This is a genomic window from Gillisella terrae (genome assembly GCF_004801395.1).
Taxonomy (GTDB): domain Bacteria; phylum Pseudomonadota; class Alphaproteobacteria; order Rhizobiales; family Rhizobiaceae; genus Allorhizobium; species Allorhizobium terrae.
This window is the reverse complement of sequence record NZ_SSOA01000021.1, coordinates 1-23,595: the sequence shown is the minus strand read 5'-3', so window position 1 is coordinate 23,595 and position 23,595 is coordinate 1. Positions and strand designations below refer to the sequence as shown.

At 55.9% G+C, this 23,595-nt stretch carries 22 protein-coding genes and 1 riboswitch; of the genes, 10 read left to right on the top strand and 12 right to left on the bottom strand.

What is annotated here, in order from left to right:
- Positions 1-232: 232 nt before the first annotated feature.
- The 3 genes from E6C51_RS19885 to E6C51_RS19875 form a co-directional block, all read right to left on the bottom strand.
- Positions 233-1,303, bottom strand: coding sequence for an HWE histidine kinase domain-containing protein (locus E6C51_RS19885; RefSeq protein WP_190237290.1), 1,071 nt, complete (start codon positions 1,301-1,303; stop codon positions 233-235).
- 167 nt (positions 1,304-1,470) lie between these two features.
- Positions 1,471-2,451, bottom strand: coding sequence for a cysteine synthase A (gene cysK / locus E6C51_RS19880; protein WP_190237289.1), 981 nt, complete (start codon positions 2,449-2,451; stop codon positions 1,471-1,473).
- 137 nt (positions 2,452-2,588) lie between these two features.
- A complete protein-coding gene (locus tag E6C51_RS19875) occupies positions 2,589-3,206 on the bottom strand; it encodes a LysE family translocator (RefSeq protein ID WP_146932275.1) in 618 nt (205 codons plus the stop codon).
- Positions 3,207-3,339: 133 nt separating this feature from the next.
- On the opposite strand from E6C51_RS19875, the gene E6C51_RS19870 reads away from it, so the two are divergent.
- Complete coding sequence (locus tag E6C51_RS19870; RefSeq protein WP_146932273.1) at positions 3,340-3,972, top strand: LysE family translocator; 633 nt, start codon at positions 3,340-3,342, stop codon at positions 3,970-3,972.
- Here the strand turns inward: E6C51_RS19870 and dut are convergent.
- Positions 3,969-4,433: a dUTP diphosphatase gene (gene dut, locus E6C51_RS19865; protein WP_190237288.1), complete on the bottom strand. Its 465-nt coding sequence runs from the start codon at positions 4,431-4,433 to the stop codon at positions 3,969-3,971. The two genes, E6C51_RS19870 and dut, sit on opposite strands and share 4 nt — an antisense overlap.
- Positions 4,434-4,616: 183 nt before the next feature.
- Between dut and E6C51_RS19860 the strand changes: the two genes are divergently transcribed.
- A complete protein-coding gene (locus E6C51_RS19860) occupies positions 4,617-6,200 on the top strand; it encodes a peptide chain release factor 3 (RefSeq protein ID WP_146932269.1) in 1,584 nt (527 codons plus the stop codon).
- On the opposite strand, the gene otsA is transcribed toward E6C51_RS19860, so the two are convergent.
- Together otsA and otsB are read right to left on the bottom strand one after the other, a co-directional pair.
- Positions 6,179-7,588 carry an alpha,alpha-trehalose-phosphate synthase (UDP-forming) gene (gene otsA / locus E6C51_RS19855; RefSeq protein ID WP_146932267.1) on the bottom strand — a complete coding sequence of 470 codons (1,410 nt, stop codon included), beginning with the start codon at positions 7,586-7,588 and terminating at the stop codon, positions 6,179-6,181. The genes E6C51_RS19860 and otsA overlap by 22 nt on opposite strands.
- Positions 7,589-7,769: 181 nt before the next feature.
- Positions 7,770-8,576 (bottom strand): trehalose-phosphatase, encoded by an 807-nt coding sequence (otsB, locus tag E6C51_RS19850; protein ID WP_146932265.1) that lies wholly within the window; start codon positions 8,574-8,576, stop codon positions 7,770-7,772.
- A gap of 186 nt (positions 8,577-8,762) precedes the next feature.
- Positions 8,763-8,861: riboswitch (TPP riboswitch) on the top strand.
- Positions 8,862-8,919: 58 nt separating this feature from the next.
- On the opposite strand from otsB, the gene thiD reads away from it, so the two are divergent.
- Complete coding sequence (gene thiD / locus E6C51_RS19845; RefSeq protein WP_230987501.1) at positions 8,920-9,750, top strand: bifunctional hydroxymethylpyrimidine kinase/phosphomethylpyrimidine kinase; 831 nt, start codon at positions 8,920-8,922, stop codon at positions 9,748-9,750.
- Positions 9,751-9,760: 10 nt separating this feature from the next.
- Here thiD and E6C51_RS19840 read toward each other — a convergent pair whose 3' ends face one another.
- Positions 9,761-10,672 carry a pirin family protein gene (locus tag E6C51_RS19840; protein ID WP_190237286.1) on the bottom strand — a complete coding sequence of 304 codons (912 nt, stop codon included), beginning with the start codon at positions 10,670-10,672 and terminating at the stop codon, positions 9,761-9,763.
- A 260-nt stretch (positions 10,673-10,932) separates the two neighbouring features.
- On the opposite strand from E6C51_RS19840, the gene E6C51_RS19835 reads away from it, so the two are divergent.
- Positions 10,933-11,748 (top strand): class II glutamine amidotransferase, encoded by an 816-nt coding sequence (locus E6C51_RS19835; protein WP_190237285.1) that lies wholly within the window; start codon positions 10,933-10,935, stop codon positions 11,746-11,748.
- Here the strand turns inward: E6C51_RS19835 and E6C51_RS19830 are convergent.
- Positions 11,745-12,656 carry a LysR family transcriptional regulator gene (locus tag E6C51_RS19830; protein ID WP_190237284.1) on the bottom strand — a complete coding sequence of 304 codons (912 nt, stop codon included), beginning with the start codon at positions 12,654-12,656 and terminating at the stop codon, positions 11,745-11,747. The genes E6C51_RS19835 and E6C51_RS19830 overlap by 4 nt on opposite strands.
- A 94-nt stretch (positions 12,657-12,750) precedes the next feature.
- Here E6C51_RS19830 and E6C51_RS19825 point away from each other — a divergent pair, with 94 nt between their 5' ends.
- Entirely contained in the window at positions 12,751-13,314 is a 564-nt protein-coding gene (locus E6C51_RS19825) for a chromate transporter (RefSeq protein WP_190237283.1), read from the top strand.
- Positions 13,311-13,838: a chromate transporter gene (locus E6C51_RS19820; protein ID WP_190237282.1), complete on the top strand. Its 528-nt coding sequence runs from the start codon at positions 13,311-13,313 to the stop codon at positions 13,836-13,838. The genes E6C51_RS19825 and E6C51_RS19820 overlap by 4 nt, the downstream gene beginning before the upstream one ends.
- On the opposite strand, the gene E6C51_RS19815 is transcribed toward E6C51_RS19820, so the two are convergent.
- The 4 genes from E6C51_RS19815 to ubiE all read right to left on the bottom strand — a co-directional run bounded on the left by E6C51_RS19815 (position 13,833) and on the right by ubiE (position 18,054).
- Positions 13,833-14,345: a GNAT family N-acetyltransferase gene (locus tag E6C51_RS19815; protein ID WP_190237281.1), complete on the bottom strand. Its 513-nt coding sequence runs from the start codon at positions 14,343-14,345 to the stop codon at positions 13,833-13,835. The genes E6C51_RS19820 and E6C51_RS19815 overlap by 6 nt on opposite strands.
- Entirely contained in the window at positions 14,342-15,553 is a 1,212-nt protein-coding gene (gene coaBC, locus E6C51_RS19810; RefSeq protein ID WP_190237280.1) for a bifunctional phosphopantothenoylcysteine decarboxylase/phosphopantothenate--cysteine ligase CoaBC, read from the bottom strand. The genes E6C51_RS19815 and coaBC overlap by 4 nt, the downstream gene beginning before the upstream one ends.
- Before the next feature lie 70 nt (positions 15,554-15,623).
- A complete protein-coding gene (gene ubiB, locus E6C51_RS19805) occupies positions 15,624-17,207 on the bottom strand; it encodes a 2-polyprenylphenol 6-hydroxylase (protein ID WP_190237279.1) in 1,584 nt (527 codons plus the stop codon).
- A 70-nt stretch (positions 17,208-17,277) separates the two neighbouring features.
- The gene (gene ubiE, locus E6C51_RS19800) at positions 17,278-18,054 is read right to left on the bottom strand and encodes a bifunctional demethylmenaquinone methyltransferase/2-methoxy-6-polyprenyl-1,4-benzoquinol methylase UbiE (RefSeq protein WP_146932242.1); all 777 of its coding nucleotides are present in this window, start codon (positions 18,052-18,054) and stop codon (positions 17,278-17,280) included.
- 172 nt (positions 18,055-18,226) lie between these two features.
- Here ubiE and mutM point away from each other — a divergent pair, with 172 nt between their 5' ends.
- The 4 genes from mutM to dnaA all read left to right on the top strand — a co-directional run bounded on the left by mutM (position 18,227) and on the right by dnaA (position 23,228).
- Positions 18,227-19,123, top strand: a complete 897-nt coding sequence (gene mutM, locus E6C51_RS19795) for a bifunctional DNA-formamidopyrimidine glycosylase/DNA-(apurinic or apyrimidinic site) lyase (RefSeq protein WP_190237278.1) — start codon at positions 18,227-18,229, stop codon at positions 19,121-19,123.
- 61 nt (positions 19,124-19,184) lie between these two features.
- Positions 19,185-19,958: an enoyl-CoA hydratase gene (locus E6C51_RS19790; protein ID WP_146932755.1), complete on the top strand. Its 774-nt coding sequence runs from the start codon at positions 19,185-19,187 to the stop codon at positions 19,956-19,958.
- 221 nt (positions 19,959-20,179) lie between these two features.
- Positions 20,180-20,446: a 30S ribosomal protein S20 gene (rpsT, locus tag E6C51_RS19785; RefSeq protein WP_146932238.1), complete on the top strand. Its 267-nt coding sequence runs from the start codon at positions 20,180-20,182 to the stop codon at positions 20,444-20,446.
- Positions 20,447-21,755: 1,309 nt separating this feature from the next.
- Positions 21,756-23,228 (top strand): chromosomal replication initiator protein DnaA, encoded by a 1,473-nt coding sequence (dnaA, locus tag E6C51_RS19780; RefSeq protein ID WP_230987503.1) that lies wholly within the window; start codon positions 21,756-21,758, stop codon positions 23,226-23,228.
- The last annotated feature ends 367 nt before the right edge of the window (positions 23,229-23,595 follow it).

Below are 23,595 nucleotides of genomic sequence, written 5' to 3'. Positions count from 1 at the left end.
GCGACGGCTCGCACTCAACATTGCCACCATGCATCCAGAAAGAGTTCCCATGCGACGAAAACTCAAAAAGGCCGCATGGAACGAGAAATACCTACTCGAGCTCATTCACCATATGCGATAGGCCTGCTCCTTGTGGGGGAGATGCCCGGCAGGGCAGAGGGGGGAGCTATACGGTAAAACCTATGCGTCGTGTACTGTGGTTCAATCTGAACCTGACAGACTCTAAAGGTTATCACGCTGCTTCTGCCTCGGCATCGTGCATGGCATCAAGCGGAATGGAAATTTCAGCCACAAGACCGCTGGGTGCGAAGGTGATCGCCACACTGCCTTGCACGGCGGCAACCACTCTGCGCACAAGCGTGGAGCCAAAGCCTGCCTTGCCTTCTTCAGGTGGCTGTGGTGTTGGTCCACCCCACTCACTCCAGCAGATGGACAGGGCCGTTTTTGTGCTGTCATCCGGCTGAGGGATGGAGCCCACCGTCCAGCTTAGGTGAATTTCACCGGCATCGACAGAAAGAGAGCCGTATTTCGCAGCATTGGTGCCCAGCTCGTGCAGCACAAGGCTGAGAAGGATGACAGCCTGCCCACTGACAGGAACTGGTGGGCCGGACAATTGCAGTCTCGATGTCTCGGCCACACCAAATGGCTCAAGCGCCTTGGAGATGATAACGCAGACCGTGGTTTCCTCGCCAGAGCGCAGGCCGCGCAGCAAAAGGTTGGAGCGCGCCATGGCATTGAGGCGCTCGCGCAAGGCGGTTGCGAATTGCGAAACGGTCTGCACATGCCTTTGCGACAGGTTGATAATCGCATTGATGGTGGCAAACACGTTTTTGAGACGATGGTCCAGTTCCTGCGCCATGACCTCCTGATGTTCGGCCAGCCGCTGCATTTCATCGCGCGCTTTTTTTTCAGCGCGATAAGCGCCCATCATCAGCGCCGTCAGGGCAATATCGGTTGTGACCACGAAGACATAGAGCAGCATGGCAATTGCCGTACTGACAGAGACGTCAAAACTGAAATAAGGCGGAATGAAAAAATACCAGGATGCGAGGCCGCCCAGAATGGCCACCATGATGCCTTGCGGAACGCCAAAAATGAAAGCAACCACAACCACGGCTGGGAAAAACGTCACATAGGGAAATGTGCCAAGCAGATAGTCATCCAGCCAAAAGCGTAAGGCAAGGGTGGCGATGAACACCAGAAGCGACAGAAGATAAGTCATTGCCCAATAGGCGAGAGACGGATGCTCCTGTGTCGAAATCACAAAAGCCGGTAATCGATCGTAAAAACGTTCTCTTCGCATACATGTCCTGACTACCCGCCCCGAAGCGACCATAGCCCAGTCGATTTGTTCCTGCAATCGCAGCTGATACCTGTTGCTTATAGAAGATTTCGACGATGAACGATCGGTGCAGCATTGACGCCCAACGCCGACAAAAGTTTGCCAGCGTTGGGCTTGCACAGAAAGAACTATTCGCCCAAACCGGCAAACAGAGCGGTCGAGAGATAGCGCTCGGCAAAGGAGGGGATGATCACCACAATTGTCTTGCCGGCATTCTCGTCACGCTGGCCAACCTTGATGGCCGCCGTCAAGGCCGCACCGGAGGAAATGCCAACGGGCACGCCTTCCAGACGGGCGACAAGACGCGCCGTATCAAAGGCTTCATCATTGGTCACCGTGACGATCTCATCATAAATATGCGTATCAAGAATGGCGGGCGCAAAGCCAGCGCCAATGCCCTGAATTTTGTGGGGGCCGGGGTTGCCGCCCGACAGAACAGGACTGTCGGCAGGCTCAACCGCAACCACTTTCACAGACGGCTTTCTCGCCTTCAGCACCTGGCCTGTGCCGGTGATGGTGCCGCCCGTACCGATGCCGGAAACGAAAATATCAATCGCGCCGTCCGTGTCGTTCCAGATTTCTTCGGCGGTGGTTTTGCGATGAATTTCCGGGTTGGCCGGATTTTCAAACTGCTGCGGGATCACAGCGTCGGGAATGGTGGCTGCCAGCTCTTCCGCCTTGGCAATGGCACCCTTCATGCCTTTGGGGCCTTCGGTCAGCACCAGTTCAGCGCCCAGAAGTGCGAGCATCTTGCGGCGCTCGATCGACATGGTTTCCGGCATGGTCAAGATCAGGCGATAGCCCTTGGCGGCGGCGGCAAAGGCCAGCGCAATGCCGGTGTTGCCAGAGGTGGGCTCCACCAGCGTGGTCTTGCCGGGGGTGATTGTGCCCTGCGCTTCAAGGCTCTCAATCATCGCCACGCCAATGCGATCCTTGACGGAGGCAATCGGATTGAAGAACTCCAGCTTGGCCAGAAGATTGGCTTTTACACCTTTTTCCTTGGCCAGCTTGTCCAGCCGCACGATGGGGGTATCGCCAATGGTTTCCGTGATCGAGCCATAGACGCGGCCCCGGCCCGGCTTTCTGGTTTCTGACGTGGATGCTGACATGGCTTGTCTCCCTGATAAGCAGTCTCTTTGCCATCACCATACGGTCAAAGCGACAAACCGGCCAGAGTGCTTTGCCTATCATGCGGGTTTGAAAGAGAAAAAACCCAACGGAACGACGCTGCTTTCAGGTGATTATTTCACGCAGCCCGTGTTGCAATATAGGCGGCCGTGCCTGCCAGAATGCTGGCGGCGCAGCGATTGAGCAGTTTCAAAGCCGATGGCTGCTTCAACAACAGGCGCGCCTTCGCGGCAAGCAGAATATAGGGGATCAACACACTCATCAGCACAACAAAGGTGGTGCCGACCAAAAGCGCAAAATCGCCCGCACCAATGGCATTCAGCGGGATCAAAGTGGGCACGAGGGCCACGTAAAACAACATGGTCTTTGGGTTGCCAAGGGTGACAAACAGGCCGGAGAAAAACGAGGCCACCGCGCCCGCACTTTTGCGCGCTTCAATATCCTGCGGCAAAAGACCTGCGGTCCACAGCTTCCAGGCGATATAGGCGAGGTACAGCGTGCCTGCAAATTTGATGATCAAAAACGGCGTCACAAAGGTCTGCGCCACATAGGACAGGCCCAGAATAACGGCTGTGAGATAGCAAAGATCGCCCAGAATCAGCCCCAGCCCCATGAAGAATGTCGGGCGAAAGCCTGAGCCAAGGGCACGGGCCACAATGGCCGTCATGCCGGGACCGGGAATGGCGGCTGCAATAAACAATGCACCCGCATAAGCAAGAATGGTGGTGATGGTCATGACACGTCTCCGACAATGACGCAGATGCTATCGCGGTCGCCCTAAACTTGCAATGGTGACACATTTGTGTTTGCGAAGGTCTGGGGCATTTGCAAAGACATGGCTCTGTCCATCGAGCTTCAGGAAAGCGCCCATGCCCGCCAGCACCTCACTTATTGCGTTTGCGCTGATCTGCCTTGGCATGGTGCTCACACCCGGCCCCAATATGATTTATCTGGTGTCGCGCTCCATCTGTCAGGGGCCAATCGCGGGCTTGATCTCGCTGGGTGGCGTGGCTTTGGGCTTTTTGTTTTACATGCTGGCGTCGGCTCTTGGCATCACTGTTCTGGTCATGGCCGTGCCCTATGCCTATGATGCACTGAAGCTGGCCGGTGCCGCCTATTTGGCCTATCTGGCGTGGCAGGCCATCAAGCCCGGTGGACGCTCACCCTTTCAGGTGCGGGACTTGCCAAAGGACAGCCCGAAACGGCTGTTTGTCATGGGATTGGTCACCAATCTGCTCAATCCGAAAGTGGCGGTGATCTATCTGTCGCTCATGCCGCAATTTATCGATCCGGCGCGCGGCCATGTTCTTGTGCAATCCATCGTGCTTGGCTGCACCCAGATTGCCATCAGCATCACCGTGAACGGGCTGATTGCGATTATGGCAGGCTCAATCGCCCTGTTTTTGGGCCGCCGCCCCTTGTGGATGGTGGTGCAGCGTTGGCTGATGGGCACCGTTCTGGCCGCCCTTGCGGTGCGGATGGCAACAGAGGCGCAGCGTTAAACGCCAGTCGAGCCAAAACCACCTGCGCCACGAACGGTATCAGAGGTTTCCATCACCTCAACCACCGCCATTTGCGTCACAGGCGCAATCACCATCTGGGCAATCCGCATGCCGCGCGTGATGGTAAAATCCTCATCACCAAGATTGATCAGCAGCACTTTCACTTCACCGCGATAGTCACTGTCGATGGTACCGGGTGTGTTGAGGCAAGTGATGCCGTTTTTAAACGCAAGACCGGAGCGCGGGCGGATCTGGGCTTCAAACCCTTGCGGGATTTCCATGATCAGCCCGGTCGGCACAAGGGCGCGTTTCCCAACAGCAAGCACCAGCGGTTCACTGTCGTCTACTGCGGCGCGCAGGTCCATGCCTGCCGCCCCCTGTGTTTCATAAGCAGGCAATTCCAGTCCGTCACCATGGGGCAGGCGCTTCAAATTCAGGCGAGGTGCGGACGTGTCTTGCATGAGGCTTCCTTTGTTTGCTGATGTCAATTGCATATTGGGGATCAAAACGCTAGATAACCGCGCACTGCATAATTTCTGCAATCGGAACCGATTTCAGAAATTATGCAGTGGATTTTGAGTGTTACAGCGTCCTTAGTGCGTTTCATAAAACGCACGGCGCTGTAGTTAAAAGGAATTCCTCATATGGCCGAAACGCTCGCAGAGGCGGTCTCCCGCCGCCGCACCTTCGCTATTATCGCTCACCCGGACGCTGGTAAAACCACGCTGACCGAAAAACTGCTGCTGTTCGGCGGTGCTATTCAGCTGGCCGGTGAAGTCAAAGCCAAGAAAGATCGCATCCAGACCCGCTCGGACTGGATGAAGATCGAGCGTGAGCGCGGCATCTCGGTGGTCACCTCGGTGATGACCTTTGAATATGAAGGCAATGTTTTCAACATTCTGGATACGCCGGGCCACGAAGACTTTGCCGACGATACCTATCGCACGCTCACAGCGGTGGATGCCGCCGTCATGGTCATCGATGCTGCCAAAGGTATTGAGCCTCGAACACTGAAACTGTTCGAAGTCTGCCGCATGCGCGACATTCCGATCATCACCTTTGTCAACAAGATGGACCGCGAAAGCCGGGACATTTTTGAAATTCTTGATGAGGTGGAAGAAAAGCTGGCGCTGGATACGGCTCCGATCACCTGGCCGGTGGGGCGCTCCAAAAGCTTCTGCGGTTCTTATAATCTGGTTGAGAACACGTTTCGCGGGTCCGACAAGCAGGTCGACGCCTTGCCGGTCAGTGGCCCGGCCAGTGCGGCGGAAAATCTGCCGGAAAATGAGCGCGCCACCTTTGTGGAAGAGATTGAGCTGGCGCAGGATGCCTGCCGCCCGTTTGACAAACAGGCATTTCTGGAAGGCCATATGACGCCGGTGTTCTTTGGCTCGGCGCTGCGCAATTTCGGTGTACGCGACCTGATCAATGCCTTGGGCGAATTTGCTCCGCCGCCACGCGATCAGGTGGCGGATGTGCGCAAGGTTCATGCGTCAGAAGAAAAGATGACAGCTTTCGTCTTCAAGATTCAGGCCAATATGGACCCCAACCACCGCGACCGTATTGCCTTTGCCCGTATTTGCTCCGGCAAGCTGGAGCGCGGCATGAAGGCGCGGCTGGCCCGTACCGGCAAATTGATGGGCCTGACGGCTCCGCAGTTCTTCTTTGCCTCGCAGCGGCAATTGGCCGATACTGCCTATGCTGGCGATGTGGTGGGCATTCCCAACCACGGAAGCTTGCGCATTGGTGATACGCTGACCGAAGGCGAAGCGCTGGTGTTTCAGGGCGTTCCCAACTTCTCGCCAGAAATTCTGCGCCGCGTGCGCCTTGAAGATGCGATGAAGGCCAAGAAGCTGAAAGAAGCGCTTCAGCAGATGGCGGAAGAAGGCGTAGTGCAGCTGTTTTCGCCAGAAGATGGCTCACCCGCCATCGTTGGCGTGGTCGGCGCACTTCAGCTCGATGTGCTCAAAGAGCGGTTGTCGGGCGAATATACCCTGCCGGTGTCGTTTGAAATGTCACGCTTTTCTGTCTGCCGATGGATTTCATCGGATCAGCCCGGCGAGCTGGACAAGTTCATGAACGCCCGCCGCGGTGATATTTGCCGCGATCTGGATGGCGATCCGGTGTTCATGGCGCAGGATGCTTTCTCCCTGCGCTATGAATCAGAGCGTTATCCGGCGATCAAAATGGTGGCAATCAAGGAATATCACGTCAACAAGGCGGCGTGATCTCCCTCCTGCGGCACGTGGGTGAGGTCATCCATAAAATTGTTGCACCACTCTGTCACATCATGGACCAGCAAATGGTCCATCATTTTTTGCCAGCGCTCTTTGCGCTCTTCAAGCGGCATGGAGAGCGCGCGCGCAATGGCATTGGCAACGCCTTCCGTGTCGTAAGGGTTGACGAGCAGGGCGCTTTTCAATTCGCGCGCAGCACCGGCAAAGCGTGAGAGGATGAGTACGCCCGGATCGTCCGGGTCCTGGGCAGCTATATATTCCTTGGCAACGAGGTTCATGCCATCGCGCATGGGGGTGACAAGACCCACTTTGGCAAGGCGATAAAGCCCTGCCAGAATAGGGCGCGCTACGGAACGGGTCATATAACGGATCGGCACCCAGTCTACCGTGCCCAGCTCACCATTCACTCGCCCGGCCTGCTCGGCCAATTGGCGCTGCATGGCCTCATATTCCGGCACTTCTGATCGTGATTTGGGTGTGACCTGCAGATAGGAAACATTGCCCTGATAGGCCGGGTTGGCGAGGATGAACCGCTCATAGGCGTCGAGGCGCTGGGGGATGCCCTTGGAATAATCCAGCCGATCAACGCCGATCACCAGATCATGGCCGATAATGCTGCTGGCGGCTTTTTTCACCATGGCATTGTTGACCGCCCGTTTTGCATAGGCGGCAAAAGCGGCTGTTTCGATGCTGATCGGATAGGCACCGGTTTTGAAAATCCGGTTGTGGGATTTGAAATAGCCGTCTTCCAGAGTTTCACCAATGCCTTCACGCACCAGAGCGCCAACAAAATTGGCCAGATCATAATCTGTCTGAAAGCCAACCAGATCATATTGGGCCAGGCCTTCGATGATCTGGTCATAGACCGGCATCGCCAGCAGCACATCGGCGGGTGGCAGAGGGATATGCAGGAAAAAGCCGATACGGTTTTTAATGCCCATCTTGCGCAGCTCGCTGGCCAGGGGGATGAGATGGTAATCCTGCACCCAGATCACATCATCCGGCTTCAGCAAAGGGGCGAGACGCTGGGCAAAAAAGCGGTTGACGCGGAAATAGCCGCTCATTTCCTTGCGGCCATATTCGGCCAGATCAATGCGATAATGAAATGTGGGCCACAAAACCCGATTGGCAAAACCGTGATAATATTCTTCCACGTCTCGATCCGTCAGATCGGTCAATGCATAAGTGATCTTGCCGTCGATAATGGTTTTGATCTGAGGGGTTTCTTCTTCACCGCTGGATTTTCCAGACCAGCCCATCCAGATACCGCCGCGCTCTTTCAGCGCGGCCTGGAGGGCCACGGCGAGGCCGCCAGCGGGGGCAGCCTTGCCCTTTTCGGGCACGGGAACGCGGTTGGAAACAACGATCAGTCGGCTCATGAAAAGTCCCTCTTCCTGAAGCATGTCGCGTTTCATTGTCCTCAATGAAGCGCTAACGTCCATACGAAAAATATGAGCTAAAACCTGTGCTATGAAATCGGTTCACTGCGACACGCTCTAAACTCTTTTGTTTTTGTTTGTCTTTGCGGGAAAACCGGGTTCCCCTTTTCCCTGACAAATTTTAGTAAAGCCGCTTGCGAACAATAGATGCGATCATGTCACGCACGGCTTGTGGTCTGCTCAGTCTTTTGCGCGCGATTGTGCTGTCTGTTGGCGCTCCAATGTGGATTGATTTTCCCCCCTTCGCGTTGACCAGCTTGAACATGGCTTCGTCGGTAACATCGTCACCAAAGGCAATCGGGATGCGTCCGGCAAAAGGCGGTTCCGCCAGATAGGCTTCCAGCGCGCCGCCTTTGTCGGCATTGTCGGGACGAATTTCGAGCACCATCTTGCCATGCTGAAGCGTATAACCGGCACCCACCTTGGCGATTGCCACCCGCATGGCTTCACCAACGTGATTGGCAAGTTCTGGCACTTGACGGAAATGAACTGCAACGGCCGCACCCTTGTCTTCTACCAGCACGCCCGGAAAACTTTCTGGAAGCGTCGCCAACCTTTGTTTGACCTCCAGAAATTCCGCGGTTGGTTCGGCCCGGATGATGTTTCCGTCCAGCAGGCGTCGCTCGGTGCCATGCAGGCCCGCGATAGGAAAGCGATGGGGCGAAAACAATGTGTCGGCATAGCTCAACGCTCTGCCCGTGACCAATGCCAACGCACCATTCAAATGCGCTGAGAGGGCTATCAGATCATCGGTCAAACCTTCTGGAACCTTGATGGCATCGGGGGTTTCGGCCAGATCAAGCAATGTTCCATCAATATCAAAGAAAAGCGCATAGCGTTCAGGCTCTGAAACAATGGATGCAATCAGATTTGCAATTGTTTCTCTGGGGGATGGTTCACTGATCTCAGTGGTTTGCGCATTCGTCATGTCTGTTCCTGCTTTTAAACGCCGCGTGTGGCCCGACACGGTGGAGTAAGCTCTCGGGTCTTTGAGGATCCATGTCGGGACAAAAAAACTAACGCTTTGGCACCCGGATAGTTCCACGCGGATTTCAAAGATACGGTGACGACGTGTAAAGGCCGTGACACCTGCATTTAAAAATGAGATAAGCAGGGCCAATGACAGGGGCGTTTGTCTTAAGAGACGAGCTGAGAAGCACCCTTTGAACCTGAACCAGATCATGCTGGCGGAGGGAGTCGGAAGAGCAGCACTGTGTGCTGTGGTCGATGTTTCTCTTGCGCTTGCGCCGATCACTCGCAAGGGAGATGCCGTGACCCACCCCTCTATTCGCGCCCACCCCTCTATTCGCAATGTCTTGTCGATTGCAGGTTCCGATCCATCCGGCGGGGCTGGCATTCAGGCCGATCTCAAAACATTTGCCGCTCGCGGGGCCTATGGCATGGCGGCGATAACGGCGCTGACCGCGCAAAACACCCAAGGCGTTTGCGGTGTGCACAGCGTACCAGCCGAGTTTGTGGCGCAGCAGATTGCGGCAGTGTTTGCCGATGTGCGGGTGGATGCCGTCAAGATCGGCATGATTGCCAATGGTGAGATTGCCGATGCGGTGGCCGAGGCTTTGCGTGATAGATCCATTTCCGTGGTGCTGGACCCTGTGATGATTGCCAAGGGCGGCGCATCGCTTCTGGCTCAGAAAGCCGTATTGGTGCTGGTTCGGCACCTGTTGCCCAAGGCGACGCTGATCACCCCCAATCTGCCCGAGGCCGCAGCCCTGCTGGGAGAAAGTGAAGCCGCAGACCGCGCCACCATGCAGGCTCAGGCGCAAAAGCTGCTGGGTTTGGGCGCGCAGGCCGTGCTGCTGAAAGGCGGGCATTTGCCCGGTGAGGACAGCCCCGATGTGTTGGTCTATGGTGCGGACACCATCTGGCTGGAAGGCAAACGCATTCACACTGCCAACACCCATGGCACCGGCTGTTCACTGTCCAGCGCCATTGCTGCTGAGCTGGCAAAAGGCCTCAGCGTTGCCGATGCTGTTGTGGTGGCCAAGGCGTGGTTGAGCGGTGCGATTAATGGTGCTGACCAGCTTGAGGTTGGCACCGGCCATGGGCCGGTGCATCATTTTCACGCGCTTTGGCCTGCGTAGCCGTCGTTGCTTAATGATCCGCTTTGATGAACGTGCCATTTTGCAATTCGCGCATGGCCTGCATCAACTCTTCGCGGGTGTTCATCACAATCGGCCCATGCCAGGCCACCGGCTCTTTGATCGGCTTGCCGGTAACCAGCAGGAAGCGAATGCCTTTTTCGCCAGCCTGCACAGTGATCTCGTCGCCGGTGTCAAACACCACCAGAGTGCGATTGCCCGACAGATCGCGAATGTTAAGCTCTTCACCCTGAAACTCTTTCTCGACCTTGACGCCAAAGGGTTTGGACGCATCGCGGAAAGTGCCGGAGCCTGCAAAAATATAGGCAAAGGCCGAGCGATAGGTATCCACCGGAAAGCGCTTGGCTTTGCCCGGCGGCACCGAGATGTCGAGATAGACCGGCTCGGCGGCAATGCCGTCAACCGGGCCGCTCTTGCCCCAGAAGTCGCCGGAAATCACCCGAACAGCGGTGCCATCGTCATCGATCACCACCGGAATATCGGCGGATTTGATGTCCTGATAGCGTGGTGTGGTCATTTTCAGCGACGAGGGCAGATTGGCCCACAGCTGAAAACCATGCATCTTGCCGGCAAAGTCGCCTTTGGGCATTTCCTGATGCATGATGCCGCTGCCAGCGGTCATCCATTGCAGATCGCCTGCGCCAAGCAAGCCCTGATTGCCAAGGCTGTCGCCATGTTCCACCGTGCCTGCCAGCACATAGGTGATGGTTTCAATGCCGCGGTGCGGATGCCAGGGAAAGCCGCGGATATAGTCGGATGGATTGTCATTGCGAAAATCATCCATCATCAAAAATGGATCGGTGGCGGATGTGTCACCGAAACCGAAGACCCGGTGCAGCTTGACGCCAGCACCTTCCATGGTGGGGGTTGCCTGGCTTTCATGTTTAACGGGGCGAATAGACATCGTCCGGCTCCTTTCGAGCATACATTATCTGCTGCCAATATAGTGAAACCAGAAGTGGCGCGAAGGGCAAAACACAGAACGCAGTGTTCACAAAATGCGCGAATGTCGCCAAATATGCCGCATTGCAAGATAATGTGATTGTCGAATCTGTCACGAATCTGCCATGAAATCAGGCAGAATTTACGGTTCATTAGAGACCTTCCTTCACCATTGGTTTTCGGCCGCCCTCAGGGGGTGGCAAAGCCGGAGCAGTCTATATCATGTGTCGTTGGGCAGCCTATCGGGGAGAACCGCTCTTTATCGAGGAGCTGGTGTCGTCACCCGCCCATTCTTTGATTGAGCAATCCGTATGCGCAACACGCGCCAAAACCTCGACAAATGCGGATGGATTTGGCCTTGCATGGTACGGTAACAGGCCCCAGCCGGGGCGTTTCCGGGATGTGCTTCCCGCCTGGTCCGATTGCAATTTGAAAAGCATTGCCCATCAGATCAGCACACCCCTGTTTTTGGCGCATGTGCGCGCCGCCACGCATGGTTCCACCCGTCGCGACAATTGCCACCCCTTTGTGCATGACACATGGTCGTTCATGCACAATGGCCAGATTGATCATTTCGAGCGTCTGCGCCGCACCATGGAGCAAAGGCTGGATGACGCGCATTTTGGCGCGCGTTATGGCAGCACCGATTCTGAACTGATGTTTTTGCTGGCCATGCAGTTTGGCATGAAAGAGCGGCCGCTGGAGGCCATGGCCGAGGTCATCGGCTATGTCGAAAAGTTGAGCCTTGATATGATTGGCACGGCGCGGGTGCGCTTTACTGCGGCGTTTTCCGATGGAAAATCACTTTATGCCGTGCGCTATTCCACCGATGCCTTTGCGCCGACGCTTTACGCCGGGCCAATGGGGCCGGAAGGCGGCTATTGTCTGGTGTCAGAGCCTTTGACCGATGACAGCGAGGCCTGGGTGGAAATTCCAGCCGGAAGTGCTGTTATTCTCAGCGATGATGGCTTGAATGTTGCCAATTTTGGCCCGATCCAGCCTGATGAGACGAAGCCAGCGCTGGAAATGGCTGTTTAGAAGATCGGGTTTTTCGCCTGTTGCAGAACTTCATCGACAAACATCTTGAGCGGACCACTGTCCACGCCGTCGCGATAGGCAAGGTAGAGTGGCGCGCTTAAGCCCGATTGTGGGCTGAAAGCACGATAGGCAACCCCTGCCGTTTCCAGCTTGGCAATCGATTGCGGAACAATCGACAGCCCAAGCCCTGCCGCCACAAGGCTGAGGGTGGAAACCACCTTGGGCGCTTCCTGCGCAACTTTGGGGCTGAAACCGGCCTTTTGGCAGGCGGCAATAATGCGGTCATACAGCCCTTGGGCCGATGGACGGCGATAGAGCACGAAAGTTTCGTTGCGAAGCTCCGAGAGATCAATGCTGATATCGCGCGGATTGGCCAGCGGATGAGTATCCGGCATGGCCAGCACCATGGGCTCGTGATTCACGTGGAGCATTCGAAAGCCCGGCAGATCCCTGTGTGGGGAGCGGATAAAGACGGCATCCAGTTGGTTTGCGGCCAGATCAGCCAGCAATTCGCGGGTTGAGCCTTCATCAAGGCTCAGTTCCAGCTCTGGCGAGGAAAGCCTCAAGCTGCGCACCACGCTGGACACCAGCGGGTGGAAGGCGGCAGAAGATGTAAAACCAATGGCAAGACGCCCCGTTTCGCCGCGTGCGGCCCGAAGCGCTGCCTCAACGGCGCTCTCGACATCACTGATAATCTGGCGCGCCCGCGCCACAAAGGCTTCGCCTGCGTCGGTGAGCACCATGCCGCGCGGCTGTCTTTGAAACAGTGGTGTGCCAACCATGGCCTCCAACGCCTTGATCTGTTGGCTCAACGGCGGCTGTTGCATGCCAAGCCGCTGGGCGGCGCGGGTCATGTGGCCCTCATCGGCGACAGCAACGGCATAGCGTAAGTGGCGAATTTCAATCATGCGATACTTATAGCATATGGAATAGCTACAATCCATATATTGGACATGGGGTCGTGATGGCGGTATGAACAGGCCATCACAATGGAAAAACGATATGACAGAGGTAATGCCAATTTCGGCTGAAGAATGCCATCCCGGTGTAGCGGAGCTGTTCAGAGGCTTTTTGGGTCTTGGTCTGATGGGGTTTGGTGGCGTCCTGCCCATGGCCCGTCATATGATGATTGAGCAACGGCGCTGGTTGAGCGAGGCGGAATTTACCGATCTTCTTGGCCTTTGCCAGTTTTTGCCGGGAGGCAACATCATCAATATGGCGGTGGCTGTCGGCCTTAAATTTCAAGGCTGGCGCGGTGCTCTGGCGGCACTGTTTGGCCTGATTGCAGCACCCACCGTCATCGTCATCTGTCTTGGTGTCATCTATGACCGCTTTCACGACAACCCGTTGGTTGAACACATGTTTCTGGGCATTGCGGCGGCGGCCTCAGGCTTGCTGATCTCGCTGGCGTGGAAAATACTCCGACCTTTGCGCACCAAGCCCTGGGGGCTGGCGATTGCGGTGCTGTGCTTTGTGGCCATTGCCGTCTTTCGCCTGCCCATGCTGTTGACCATGCTGGTTTTGGCCCCGATTTCCATTCTGGTGAGTTGGAGAGTGTCGAAATGATCGCAACGCTTGTCTCGCTCGCTATCCTGTTTGTCGAGCTGTCCTTGCTGGCCTTTGGTGGTGGCAATACCATTTTGCCGGAAATGCAGCGTCGGGTGGTCGATGTTCATCATTGGATGAGCGCGGCTGATTTCAGTGCCTTGTTTGCTTTGGCGCAGGCAGCACCGGGGCCGAATATGATGGTTGTGCCGCTGGTGGGTTGGCATGTGGCCGGTTTTGCGGGGGTGTTTGTGACATCCATCGCCAAATTTGGCCCGTCATCGCTGATCACCGCTTTTGCGTTTGCCCTGTGGCAAAAATTTAAGGATCGGCCATGGCGCAAGATTGTGCAGGTTGGCCTCGTGCCGATCACGGCAGGATTGGTCAGCGCCAGTGCGGCGGTGATCACCCAAGCCTCTGTCGGCAGTGTCTTGCTGATGGGAATTGCGGCAGCCTCTGCTGTCCTGACGGCAACCACGAAGATTCATCCGCTGATCGTGCTGGGCGGTGGGGCAGCTCTTGGTTTGCTGGGCGGTGTTTTATAGCACCATGGCCATCGCGCAACGCTCTTTGACCGGTAAGCCGTTCTGCGCATCAGCCTCCAGATGCTGTTGCAAGGCAGCATCATGGGCTTCCTCGAAGCCAAGCTCGGCATAAAAGGGCGCGTTCCAGGCAACATGGCGAAAGGTGGTGAGCGTTAGGGCGTGTAAATGCAGCCTGATCGCTTCTTCGCGGGCCACATCAATCAGTGCGCGGCCAATCCCCATGCGTTGCCACTCTGGCAGCACCGAGACTTCGACAATATGCAGCCGGTCATCAATCACCTCGGCACTCAGAAAACCGACCGGCTGATCGTGTGTATCGGTGGCTACGAAAACGGTTTCGGCCTCAATCAACTGGCGCTGCCGATCGCGTGGCATCGGCTCACCTTGGGCAAGCCATGATAATGTTTCAAGACTTTGAAAAACCTGCGCGGCAGCCACCTCAATACCGCCCAGGGCGTCTATGTCAGATGGTTGAGCGTGTCGGATGGTCCAAAGGCGTTCCTTCATGAAGTCTCCAGCATCTGGGTGATCTTGCGGGCGAGATGGTCTGCAACGCTGTTTTTATCCATGTCAGGCCAGTCTTCGATACCGTCTCGGGTGATCAATTTTACGCGATTGCGATCACCACCCATAATGCCGCTCTCGGGCGAAACATCATTGGCAACAATAAGGTCGGCCCCTTTGCGGGCCAATTTTGAACGGCCATTCTCTTCGATATTCTGGGTTTCGGCGGCAAAGCCGATCACCAGTGTGGGCCGATGGGCATGATGGCCAACGGTTTTCAAAATATCGGGGTTTTCGGTCAAACTGAGCATGGGCGGGGCATCGCCCGGCTGCTTTTTGATCTTTTGATCAGACGATGTTGCCACACGCCAATCGGCCACAGCCGCCACCATCACGGCAATGTCGGCAGGCAGCAGATCAAGCACGGCATCGCGCATCTCTTCGGCGCGTTCCACATGGATGGTTTTGACGCCCTCAGGGTCGGCAATGCTGACCGGGCCAGACACCAGCGTCACATCTGCTCCAAGCTTTGCCAGCGCTCGCGCAATCGCATGGCCTTGGCGACCGGAGGAGCGGTTGGCAATATAGCGCACCGGATCAATCGGCTCGTGGGTCGGGCCGGAGGTGACAATGGCGCGCCGACCTTTGAGTGGTTTTTCACCACCGTCCAATAGAGATTCGACACTTGCGACAATCTCTAGCGGCTCGGCCATCCGGCCAAGACCATTCTCGCCGCTCTCAGCCATCTCGCCCGCCATCGGGCCAATAAAATGAATGCCGTCCTGCTGCAATTGCTGGACATTGCGCTGTGTGGCGGGATGCGCCCACATTTTCGGGTTCATGGCCGGAGCCACCAGCACGGGCCGATCTGCGGCCAAAAGCACGGTTGAGGCCAGATCATCGGCCAACCCTTGCGCCATTTTGGCCATGAGATTGGCAGTGGCCGGTGCAACAACAATAAGATCACAGTCGCGCGCCAGGCGGATGTGCCCCACATCCTGCTCGTCTTCGCGTGAAAACAGATCGAGATAGACATGCGATGCACTGAGCGCGCCCACCGCAAGCGGCGTGATAAATTGCTGCGCTGCGGCTGTCATGATCGGGCGCACCAATGCGCCGCGCTCTCTCAGACGGCGGATCAGCTCAAGGCTCTTGTAGGCGGCAATGCCGCCGCTGATGATCAAAAGAATCCGCTTTCCAGAAACTGTCATCCTGCTATCCGCTGACGTCTGCTTCATTGATTTCAGTCCTGCTTATGAAACCTATGCGATCTTTTTAAGCTTAGCCACCCATTGAAAGATGAATGGCGATGTAGAGGCAGGAGATTGCAATAATCCACAGGGCAAGACGGCCAGAACGGCTGTGATGGGCCTCCGCTTTGCCAATGGCGTCAGCGGTTGCCGGATCAAAGCGCAAGCCATGCTCGCTCATATGCATCAGTTCGCTGTGGAATTTCTCGGTTTTGGCGGCAATCTCCGGCAGGGCTTCGGCGACCCGCACCGCTGCCTTCAGGCCATCTTTAACATCGGTTGCAATGCGCTTTGGTCCGAGATTATCCTTGATCCATTGACCGACGACCGGCTCAGAGGCCTTCCACATGTTAAACCGTGGATTGAGCATGCGTGATACGCCTTCCACCACCACCATGGTTTTTTGCAGCATCACCAGCTCTGGCCGGGTTTCCATATCAAACAGCTCAGTCACTTCAAACAGCAGCGTCAAAAGCCGCGCCATGGAAATGGTTTCTGCCGGCTGGCCATGGATGGGCTCGCCAATGGCGCGGATGGCCTGCGCAAAGCTGGCGACATTGTGGTGAGACGGCACATAGCCCGCTTCAAAATGCACTTCCGCCACCCGCATATAATCGCGGGTGATAAAGCCATAGAGAATTTCAGCCAGAAAGCGCCGCTCCTTTTTGCCCAACCGCCCGCAAATGCCCATGTCTACGGCCACTATCATGCCGGTTGGATCGACAAACAGATTGCCGGGATGCATGTCGGCGTGGAAAAAGCCGTCGCGCAAGGTGTGGCGCAGGAAAGACTGAATCAGCAGATCGGCCAGCGCGTTCAGATCGTGTCCCGCCGCCTTCAAGGCGCCGATATCCGACATTTTGATGCCGTCAATCCACTCCATGGTGATGACATCGCGGCCTGTGCGCTCCCAATCCACGTCTGGCACGCGAAAGCCGGGATCGTTTTTGGTGTTGTCCGCAAGCTCGGACAGGGCGGCAGCCTCAAGCCGCAGGTCCATTTCCAGCCGGGTGGTCTGTTCGAGCGATTTTGTCACCTCGACCGGGCGCAACCGGCGGGTATGGGGCAAAAACCGCTCCTGCAAACGCGCCACCAGATACATGACCTCCAGATCGGCGCTAAAGCGGCTTCGCACGCCGGGGCGAATGACCTTGACGGCCACTTTGCGCGGCCCATAAGGCGTCGCCACCTCACACGGGTGTACCTGCGCAATGGACGCAGCCGCAATCGGCGCACCAAAGCTGACGTAGAGATCATCCACCGGGCGGCCCAGAGAATCGCGGATTTCCTTGTGGGCAGCCTCCAGCGGAAAGAAGGCCATGCGATCTTGCAGGCCAGAAAGGTCTGCTGCCATCTCGGCCCCCACCACATCCGGGCGGGTTGCCAGAAACTGGCCGATCTTGACATAGGACGGCCCCAGCCGCTCGACGGCCTGGGCAAGACGGTCTGACCGTTCCGAATGAAGCGCGCGCTTGCGGGCCAAAAGGGCTGCAACTTTTTTCGCAACGCCAACAATGGGTGGCAGCCCCTCGGAGGGGAGGGACGCCACCACACCTTCTCTGACCAATATCCAGCCGACGCGGGCCAGCCTGAAATAGGCGCTCAACGTGCTCATGAAACCTCTTCAATCCGCAAGCAGGCCTTTGAAGCAGGCATGCGGCATGCGCTTGTCGTTCAATTGCGGATCAGATTTTCCAACCTGAGTGAAGTGCTGCAATGCCGCCGGTGTAATTGGTGAAGCTGACCTTGGAAAAGCCAGCCCTTTCAATCATTGCGGCAAAATCTTTCTGATTGGGAAATTTGCGGATCGACTCCACCAGATATTGATAGGGCTCAGCATCACCAGTGATCATCTTGCCAAATTTCGGGATCGCCTTGAAGGACCACTCGTCATAAACGCGATCCAGAAGCGGCATCTGCACTTCGGAAAATTCCAAAACCAGCAATCGGCCACCGCGTTTCAACACCCGATAGGCTTCGCTCAGTGCCACATCAATGCGTGGCACATTGCGAATACCGAAAGCAATGGTGTAGGCATCAAAGGTGTTGGCCTCAAAAGGCAGCTCTTCCGCATTGGCTTCCACAAAGGTGAGGTTGTCGCTCAGACCCTTTTTCTGCGCCCGTTCCTGCCCCACGCCCAGCATGGAGGCGTTGATGTCCAAAACAGTGGAATGGGCCAGCCGTTTCGAGGCTTCCACAATGCGAAAAGCAATATCGCCAGTGCCGCCAGCCACATCCAGCGTGTGGTAATCGGGATCCTTGCGCGGATTGAGCGCGGCAATCATCGCGTCTTTCCACACCCGGTGCAGGCCCGCCGACATCACGTCATTCATGATATCGTAGCGTTTGGCCACTTTATGGAAGACATCATTGACCAGCGCCTGCTTTTCGCCTTTCGCCACATCGCGAAAGCCGTAAGAGGTTTCCATGCCGCCATCGGCGGAGGTGCGGTTTGCGACCATGGTATCCACTCCATTTTCTCTAAACCCATATCTTGACCATGGCGAAGCAGGGTCCATTGGGCTATGTCTTGCGTTCACATGGCAATGCCACGACAGCGGTTCCCCGTCCATAGACCATTGTGCCTTTGACGGAAACAAAAACCCGTCCTTGATCAAATTAGATGGAGCCAAGGTGCCAGAATTACCAGAGGTCGAGACTGTAAAACGGGGATTGGCTCCCTCGATGGAGGGCCGCATCATCTCAAGGCTTGAGCTGCGACGTGCCGATCTGCGCTTTCCTTTTCCGCAAGATTTCATGGAGCGCGTGGCAGGACGCACCATCATATCCTTGTCCCGGCGGGCAAAATACCTGCTGATTGATCTGGATGATGGCATCAGCATTGTCTCGCATCTTGGCATGTCCGGCTCCTATCGCATCGAGCAGGCGGGCAGTGCTGATGTGCCGGGACAGTTTCATATGGAGCGCTCGCGCAACGTTGCGCACGATCACGTGATCTTCCATTTGATGGAGACCAACGGCAGCGGCTTGCGGGTGATCTATAATGACCCGCGCCGGTTTGGCTCCATGGATATGGTGGAGCGGCGGCATATGGACAGCTATCCCGCCTTCAAAGGTCTGGGGCCAGAGCCGATTGGCAATGCCTTGAGCGCCGATTATCTGGCCGGTCGATTTCAAGGTAAGGCGCAGCCGCTGAAAACCACGCTTCTGGATCAAAAGGTCATTGCTGGTCTTGGCAATATCTATGTCTGCGAAGCGCTCTGGCGCGCGCATCTCTCACCCACCACGCCGTCCGGCGCGCTTGTAATGGCCAACGGCGCTCCCGCAGAGGCTCTGAACAGGCTGACCGATGCAATCCGCACGGTGATCGTTGATGCCATTGCTGCTGGCGGCTCGTCCTTGCGTGACCATATCCAGGCCGATGGCTCGCTTGGGTATTTTCAGCACAGCTTCAATGTTTATGATCGCGAGGGAGAGCCGTGTCGCACACCGGGCTGCACGGGAACCGTTGCGCGGATGACCCAGGCCGGACGCTCGACCTTTTATTGCGCGGCTTGCCAGACGGGATGACCAGACAGGCTGACCAGACATGAGCGCCGGACATGAGGGAGAGTGAAAAATGGATATGGTGATGGATTTTGAAACCCTGATTGTCGAGATGCGCGGCGCGGTGGCGCTGGTGAAAATCAATCGACCCCAGGCGATGAATGCCCTGAACTCCACCGTGATGAAAGAGCTGATCACAGCCCTTGCAGCTTTTCAGCACGATGATGCGGTGCGGGCCGTGGTGCTGACCGGCTCGGACAAAGCCTTTGCCGCAGGCGCGGATGTCAAGGAAATGCAGGGCGTGGCCTTTGCCGATGCCTACAGAGGCGATTTTCTGGCGGGCTGGGGCGAGGTTGCGGGCTTTCGCAAGCCAATCATTGCCGCCGTTGCCGGATTTGCGCTGGGCGGCGGCTGCGAGCTTGCCATGATGTGCGATTTCATCATTGCCGCCAGCACCGCAAGGTTTGGCCAGCCGGAAATTACGCTAGGCATTATTCCGGGCATGGGCGGCACCCAAAGGCTGGTGCGCGCCATTGGCAAGGCCAAAGCCATGGACCTTTGCCTCACCGGGCGGATGATGGATGCAGCCGAGGCTGAAAATGCCGGGCTGGTGGCGCGCGTTGTTGCTCCAGAGCGCATGCTGGAAGAGGCGCTGACGGCGGCCCAAAAAATTGCCGGTTTTTCGGCACCCTCCGTGGGCATGGCCAAAGAAGCGATCAACCGCGCCTTTGAGCAGCCGCTATCGGAAGGCTTGCGCTTTGAGCGCAGGCTGTTTCACGCCCTTTTTGCCACCGAGGACCAGAAAGAAGGAATGGCCGCCTTTATCGAGAAGCGCTCAGCGGTTTTCAAAGACCGATAGAGTCGTGGCTGAAACGGCGCAAGAGTCGGAAAGCTGCACTGAAAGGTGAGAAAGCGCGTTGACGGGCGCGTTCTTTCCCGCTATATGCCCGCCCACAGTTAGGAAAGCTTTTGGCTTTTCCGCGATTGCTCCCGACGTGCTGGTCCAGATACACCTGTAGAGCAGGTGGTGTGTGGTTTGCGGCAAAGTGGAGTTTTGGTTCGTATTCGAGAGAGGCATCAATGGCCAATACTACTTCGGCGAAAAAGGCGACCCGCAAAATCGCTCGCCAGACCGCAATTAACAAGAGCCGCCGTACACGCGTGCGCAATTTCGTTCGCAAGGTTGAAGAAGCCATTGCAACCGGCGATATCGCAGTTGCCGCAGAAGCTTTGAAGGCAGCTCAGCCTGAATTGCACCGCGCAGCAACCAAGGGCGTGATGCACCGCAACACAGTGTCTCGCAAGATCTCGCGTCTTGCCAGCCGCGTGAATGCTCTCGCTGCCTGATTTCTGACACAAAATTAAAATTGAAATGAGCCTGGCATTTGTGCCGGGCTTTTTGTGTTTTGATTTTTTTGATTTTTTTAACCTTAGTTATCCCTGTTTTATGTCGGCGGCGTGACACAAAAAACAAATTAAAATCAAAGAGTTATTGAAGGTTGCTCTAAGAGGCCATCCTTTCCTCTACGGCAGGGTTACCTGATTTTGAGTCAAGTGATTTTTTTATTTTTTACGATTCCCATGCCTTGCAATTTGCATTTCTGACAAACTCCTTGATTCATAAGCGATTCTTTTTTGGGATTTTCGCACATTGAAACTTCGCGTCCGGAGTCAATGGCGAGCTGTCAATTTTACGGAAAATTCACTGTTGATCTCAGCAATCGATCCTGCCTAAATGGATTTCAGGAGAGGCGCTGACAAAGCCTTCGATTTCGGAGAGCAGCCCCAAAGGCTGTATTTTTGAAGCGGTTTCTCTAAGCGATCCTGACCGGTTTCGTTTCTTCATACATTGGTTTTTCGGTTGACCCGTTCTGTTTGGCAAGGAGCGGGAATGGTGGTTTTTGCCTTATTGGGTGCAAGGCCCATTTTGCCTTATTGGGTGCAGACCCACGCGGGAGAGACATATGGTCCATGCAGGAATACTATAAGAAGAGGAACGTCTCAGTCGTTGAACGGTTGTCATGGTAAAATGATTTTCGTTTTTTTAAAAAACCGAAGAAGCCGATAAACGACAAAAGGCAGAGCTCAAAAGGTCACAACTCCAAAAGGTCACAAGCCAAAAGTCAGTGAGGAAAATTGACGGTGATCTGGAAACAGATGAACGTTTAGAAACATTCGGAATTTTTGAGATCATTGAAACTGCGCAGAGTGTCTTCTCTTGCAAGAGTGAGGATGCGTTGCGAAAGAGAAAGGTCTTCCATTTGCGAGGATGGCGGGCTTTGAATGAGTAAGGATGTGCTTGAGTATCAAGTGCATGGGCATCAAGGCCTTGACGGCTGCCTGTTTGTGAAAGGCTGTGGCGTAGTCCGTATGCTGGACACAGAAAGACGAGGGGTCTGCTTGCTATCATCTTCTGTTTGAGGGGTGGATAGCAGGCTGCGGCTGATAAGGATGGAGAACCGAAATGATCGGCCCTCTCCGAAACATTGATGCAGGAATAATGGGCGTCGGCCAGACATGGCACCAGAAATGCAAACTGGCCGACACGGGTAGAAAATTGGAAGGCGGCGAGATGCAGATGAAGATGGTAACGGCGAGTGCGGCAGCCGATGGGGACGAGGCGCGCGCGATAGACAATGCCGTTAGCCCTGAAGCAATGGTGGAAGGCTTGGAAGCGCAGCATGCGGCTGTTTTTGAGCGTTTCAGTGCCCGGTTGCGGGCGCAGGTTGGACCAGATGTCTATGCAAGCTGGTTTGGTCGGCTGAAGCTTCATTCGGCATCAAAGAGCGTTATGCGTCTCAGTGTGCCAACAACATTTTTGAAATCCTGGATCAACAACCGCTATCTGGATCTGATCACAACGATTTTGCAGGCCGAAGACCCCAATCTTCTCAAAGTCGAAATTCTGGTGCGCAGCGCCACCCGCAACACCCGTGCCCCCGTGGCTGACGAGCGTGTGGTGCCAGCCGAAGTTCCATCGTCGGCAAAGCGCTCTGGTCCGCAGACAATTGGTAGCGTTGCCGCTTCCATGCCGCAGGTTGCGCCCAATACCGCGGCAGCACCGCGCGCGTCCAGCAATACACCGCTGTTTGGCTCGCCGCTGGATGCGCGATACACGTTTGAAGGTTTTGTTGAAGGCGCTTCCAACCGCGTTGCTGTTGCTGCCGCCAAAACCATTGCCGAGGCTGGCGCTGGTGCCGTGCGCTTCAATCCGCTGTTCATCCACTCTTCGGTGGGCCTGGGTAAAACCCATTTGTTGCAGGCCATTGCCAATGCGGCGATCAACAGCCCCCGTGCGCCACGGGTGGTCTATCTCACCGCTGAATATTTCATGTGGCGTTTCGCAACCGCCATTCGCGACAATGATGCGCTGACGCTGAAAGACACGTTGCGCAACATTGATCTGCTGATCATCGACGATATGCAATTCCTGCAAGGGAAAACCATTCAGCATGAGTTCTGCCACCTGTTGAACATGCTGCTGGATAGTGCCAAGCAGGTTGTTGTGGCAGCCGACCGCGCACCCTGGGAGCTTGAATCGCTCGATCAGCGTGTTCGCTCGCGTCTTCAGGGCGGCGTTGCCATCGAAATGGAAGCGCCGGATTATGAGATGCGTTTTGATATGCTCAAGACCCGTCTGGCTGCGGCCCAGAAAGAAGATCCGAGCCTCGATATTCCAACAGAAATCATCGCCCATGTGGCGCGCAATGTGGCCAGCAGCGGTCGTGACCTCGAAGGTGCGTTCAATCAGCTGCTGTTCCGCCGCTCGTTCGAAAATGATATGACAATCGAGCGGGTTGATGAGCTTCTGGCCCATCTGGTGGGGGCTTCCGAGCAAAAGCGGGTGCGGATTGAAGACATTCAGCGGGTTGTCGCCCGCCATTACAATGTGTCGCGTCAGGAGCTGGTTTCCAACCGCCGCACACGGGTTATCGTCAAGCCACGCCAGATCGCCATGTATCTGGCCAAAACACTGACACCGCGCTCCTTCCCGGAAATCGGTCGCCGTTTTGGCGGGCGTGACCACACGACGGTTTTGCATGCTGTGCGCAAGATCGAAGAAATGATTTCCGGCGATCAGAAATTGTCGCAGGAGCTTGAGCTGCTGCGCCGTTTGATCAACGAATAAGGCTCGGCCGATTTTGGTGTGCTCCATGAAGCGCGCTGTGAGAGATCACGGCGCGTTTTCCTGCTCGTATGGCCGGGCTTTAGAGTTTGTCAGGGACAAGTGGAACCCGGTTTTCCAGAATAGACAAACGAAAACAAAGGAAGCGAGAGCCTGTTAGGTTCAATTTCACAGTACACGACGCATAGATTTTACCGTATAGCTCACCCCCCTCTGCCCTGCCGGGCATCTCCCCCACAAGAACAGGCCTATCGCATATGGTGAATGAGCTCGAGTAGGTATTTCTCGTTCCATGCGGCCTTTTTGAGTTTTCGTCGCATGGGAACCCTTTCTGGATGCATGGTGGCAATGTTGAGTGCGAGCCGTCGCA

Coding starts and splice junctions, on each gene's coding strand:
- rpsT (WP_146932238.1), top strand. CDS start 20,180: ATGGCCAATACTACTTCGGCGAAAAAGGCGACCCGCAAAATCGCTCGC.
- E6C51_RS19825 (WP_190237283.1), top strand. CDS start 12,751: ATGACAGAGGTAATGCCAATTTCGGCTGAAGAATGCCATCCCGGTGTA.
- dnaA (WP_230987503.1), top strand. CDS start 21,756: ATGGTGGAAGGCTTGGAAGCGCAGCATGCGGCTGTTTTTGAGCGTTTC.
- ubiE (WP_146932242.1), bottom strand. CDS start 18,054: ATGGTCGCAAACCGCACCTCCGCCGATGGCGGCATGGAAACCTCTTAC.
- E6C51_RS19860 (WP_146932269.1), top strand. CDS start 4,617: ATGGCCGAAACGCTCGCAGAGGCGGTCTCCCGCCGCCGCACCTTCGCT.
- otsA (WP_146932267.1), bottom strand. CDS start 7,588: ATGAGCCGACTGATCGTTGTTTCCAACCGCGTTCCCGTGCCCGAAAAG.
- E6C51_RS19815 (WP_190237281.1), bottom strand. CDS start 14,345: ATGAAGGAACGCCTTTGGACCATCCGACACGCTCAACCATCTGACATA.
- E6C51_RS19875 (WP_146932275.1), bottom strand. CDS start 3,206: ATGACCATCACCACCATTCTTGCTTATGCGGGTGCATTGTTTATTGCA.
- E6C51_RS19820 (WP_190237282.1), top strand. CDS start 13,311: ATGATCGCAACGCTTGTCTCGCTCGCTATCCTGTTTGTCGAGCTGTCC.
- cysK (WP_190237289.1), bottom strand. CDS start 2,451: ATGTCAGCATCCACGTCAGAAACCAGAAAGCCGGGCCGGGGCCGCGTC.
- E6C51_RS19840 (WP_190237286.1), bottom strand. CDS start 10,672: ATGTCTATTCGCCCCGTTAAACATGAAAGCCAGGCAACCCCCACCATG.
- E6C51_RS19885 (WP_190237290.1), bottom strand. CDS start 1,303: ATGCGAAGAGAACGTTTTTACGATCGATTACCGGCTTTTGTGATTTCG.
- dut (WP_190237288.1), bottom strand. CDS start 4,433: ATGCAAGACACGTCCGCACCTCGCCTGAATTTGAAGCGCCTGCCCCAT.
- E6C51_RS19835 (WP_190237285.1), top strand. CDS start 10,933: ATGTGTCGTTGGGCAGCCTATCGGGGAGAACCGCTCTTTATCGAGGAG.
- E6C51_RS19830 (WP_190237284.1), bottom strand. CDS start 12,656: ATGATTGAAATTCGCCACTTACGCTATGCCGTTGCTGTCGCCGATGAG.
- ubiB (WP_190237279.1), bottom strand. CDS start 17,207: ATGAGCACGTTGAGCGCCTATTTCAGGCTGGCCCGCGTCGGCTGGATA.
- E6C51_RS19870 (WP_146932273.1), top strand. CDS start 3,340: ATGCCCGCCAGCACCTCACTTATTGCGTTTGCGCTGATCTGCCTTGGC.
- E6C51_RS19790 (WP_146932755.1), top strand. CDS start 19,185: ATGGATTTTGAAACCCTGATTGTCGAGATGCGCGGCGCGGTGGCGCTG.
- coaBC (WP_190237280.1), bottom strand. CDS start 15,553: ATGACAGTTTCTGGAAAGCGGATTCTTTTGATCATCAGCGGCGGCATT.
- otsB (WP_146932265.1), bottom strand. CDS start 8,576: ATGACGAATGCGCAAACCACTGAGATCAGTGAACCATCCCCCAGAGAA.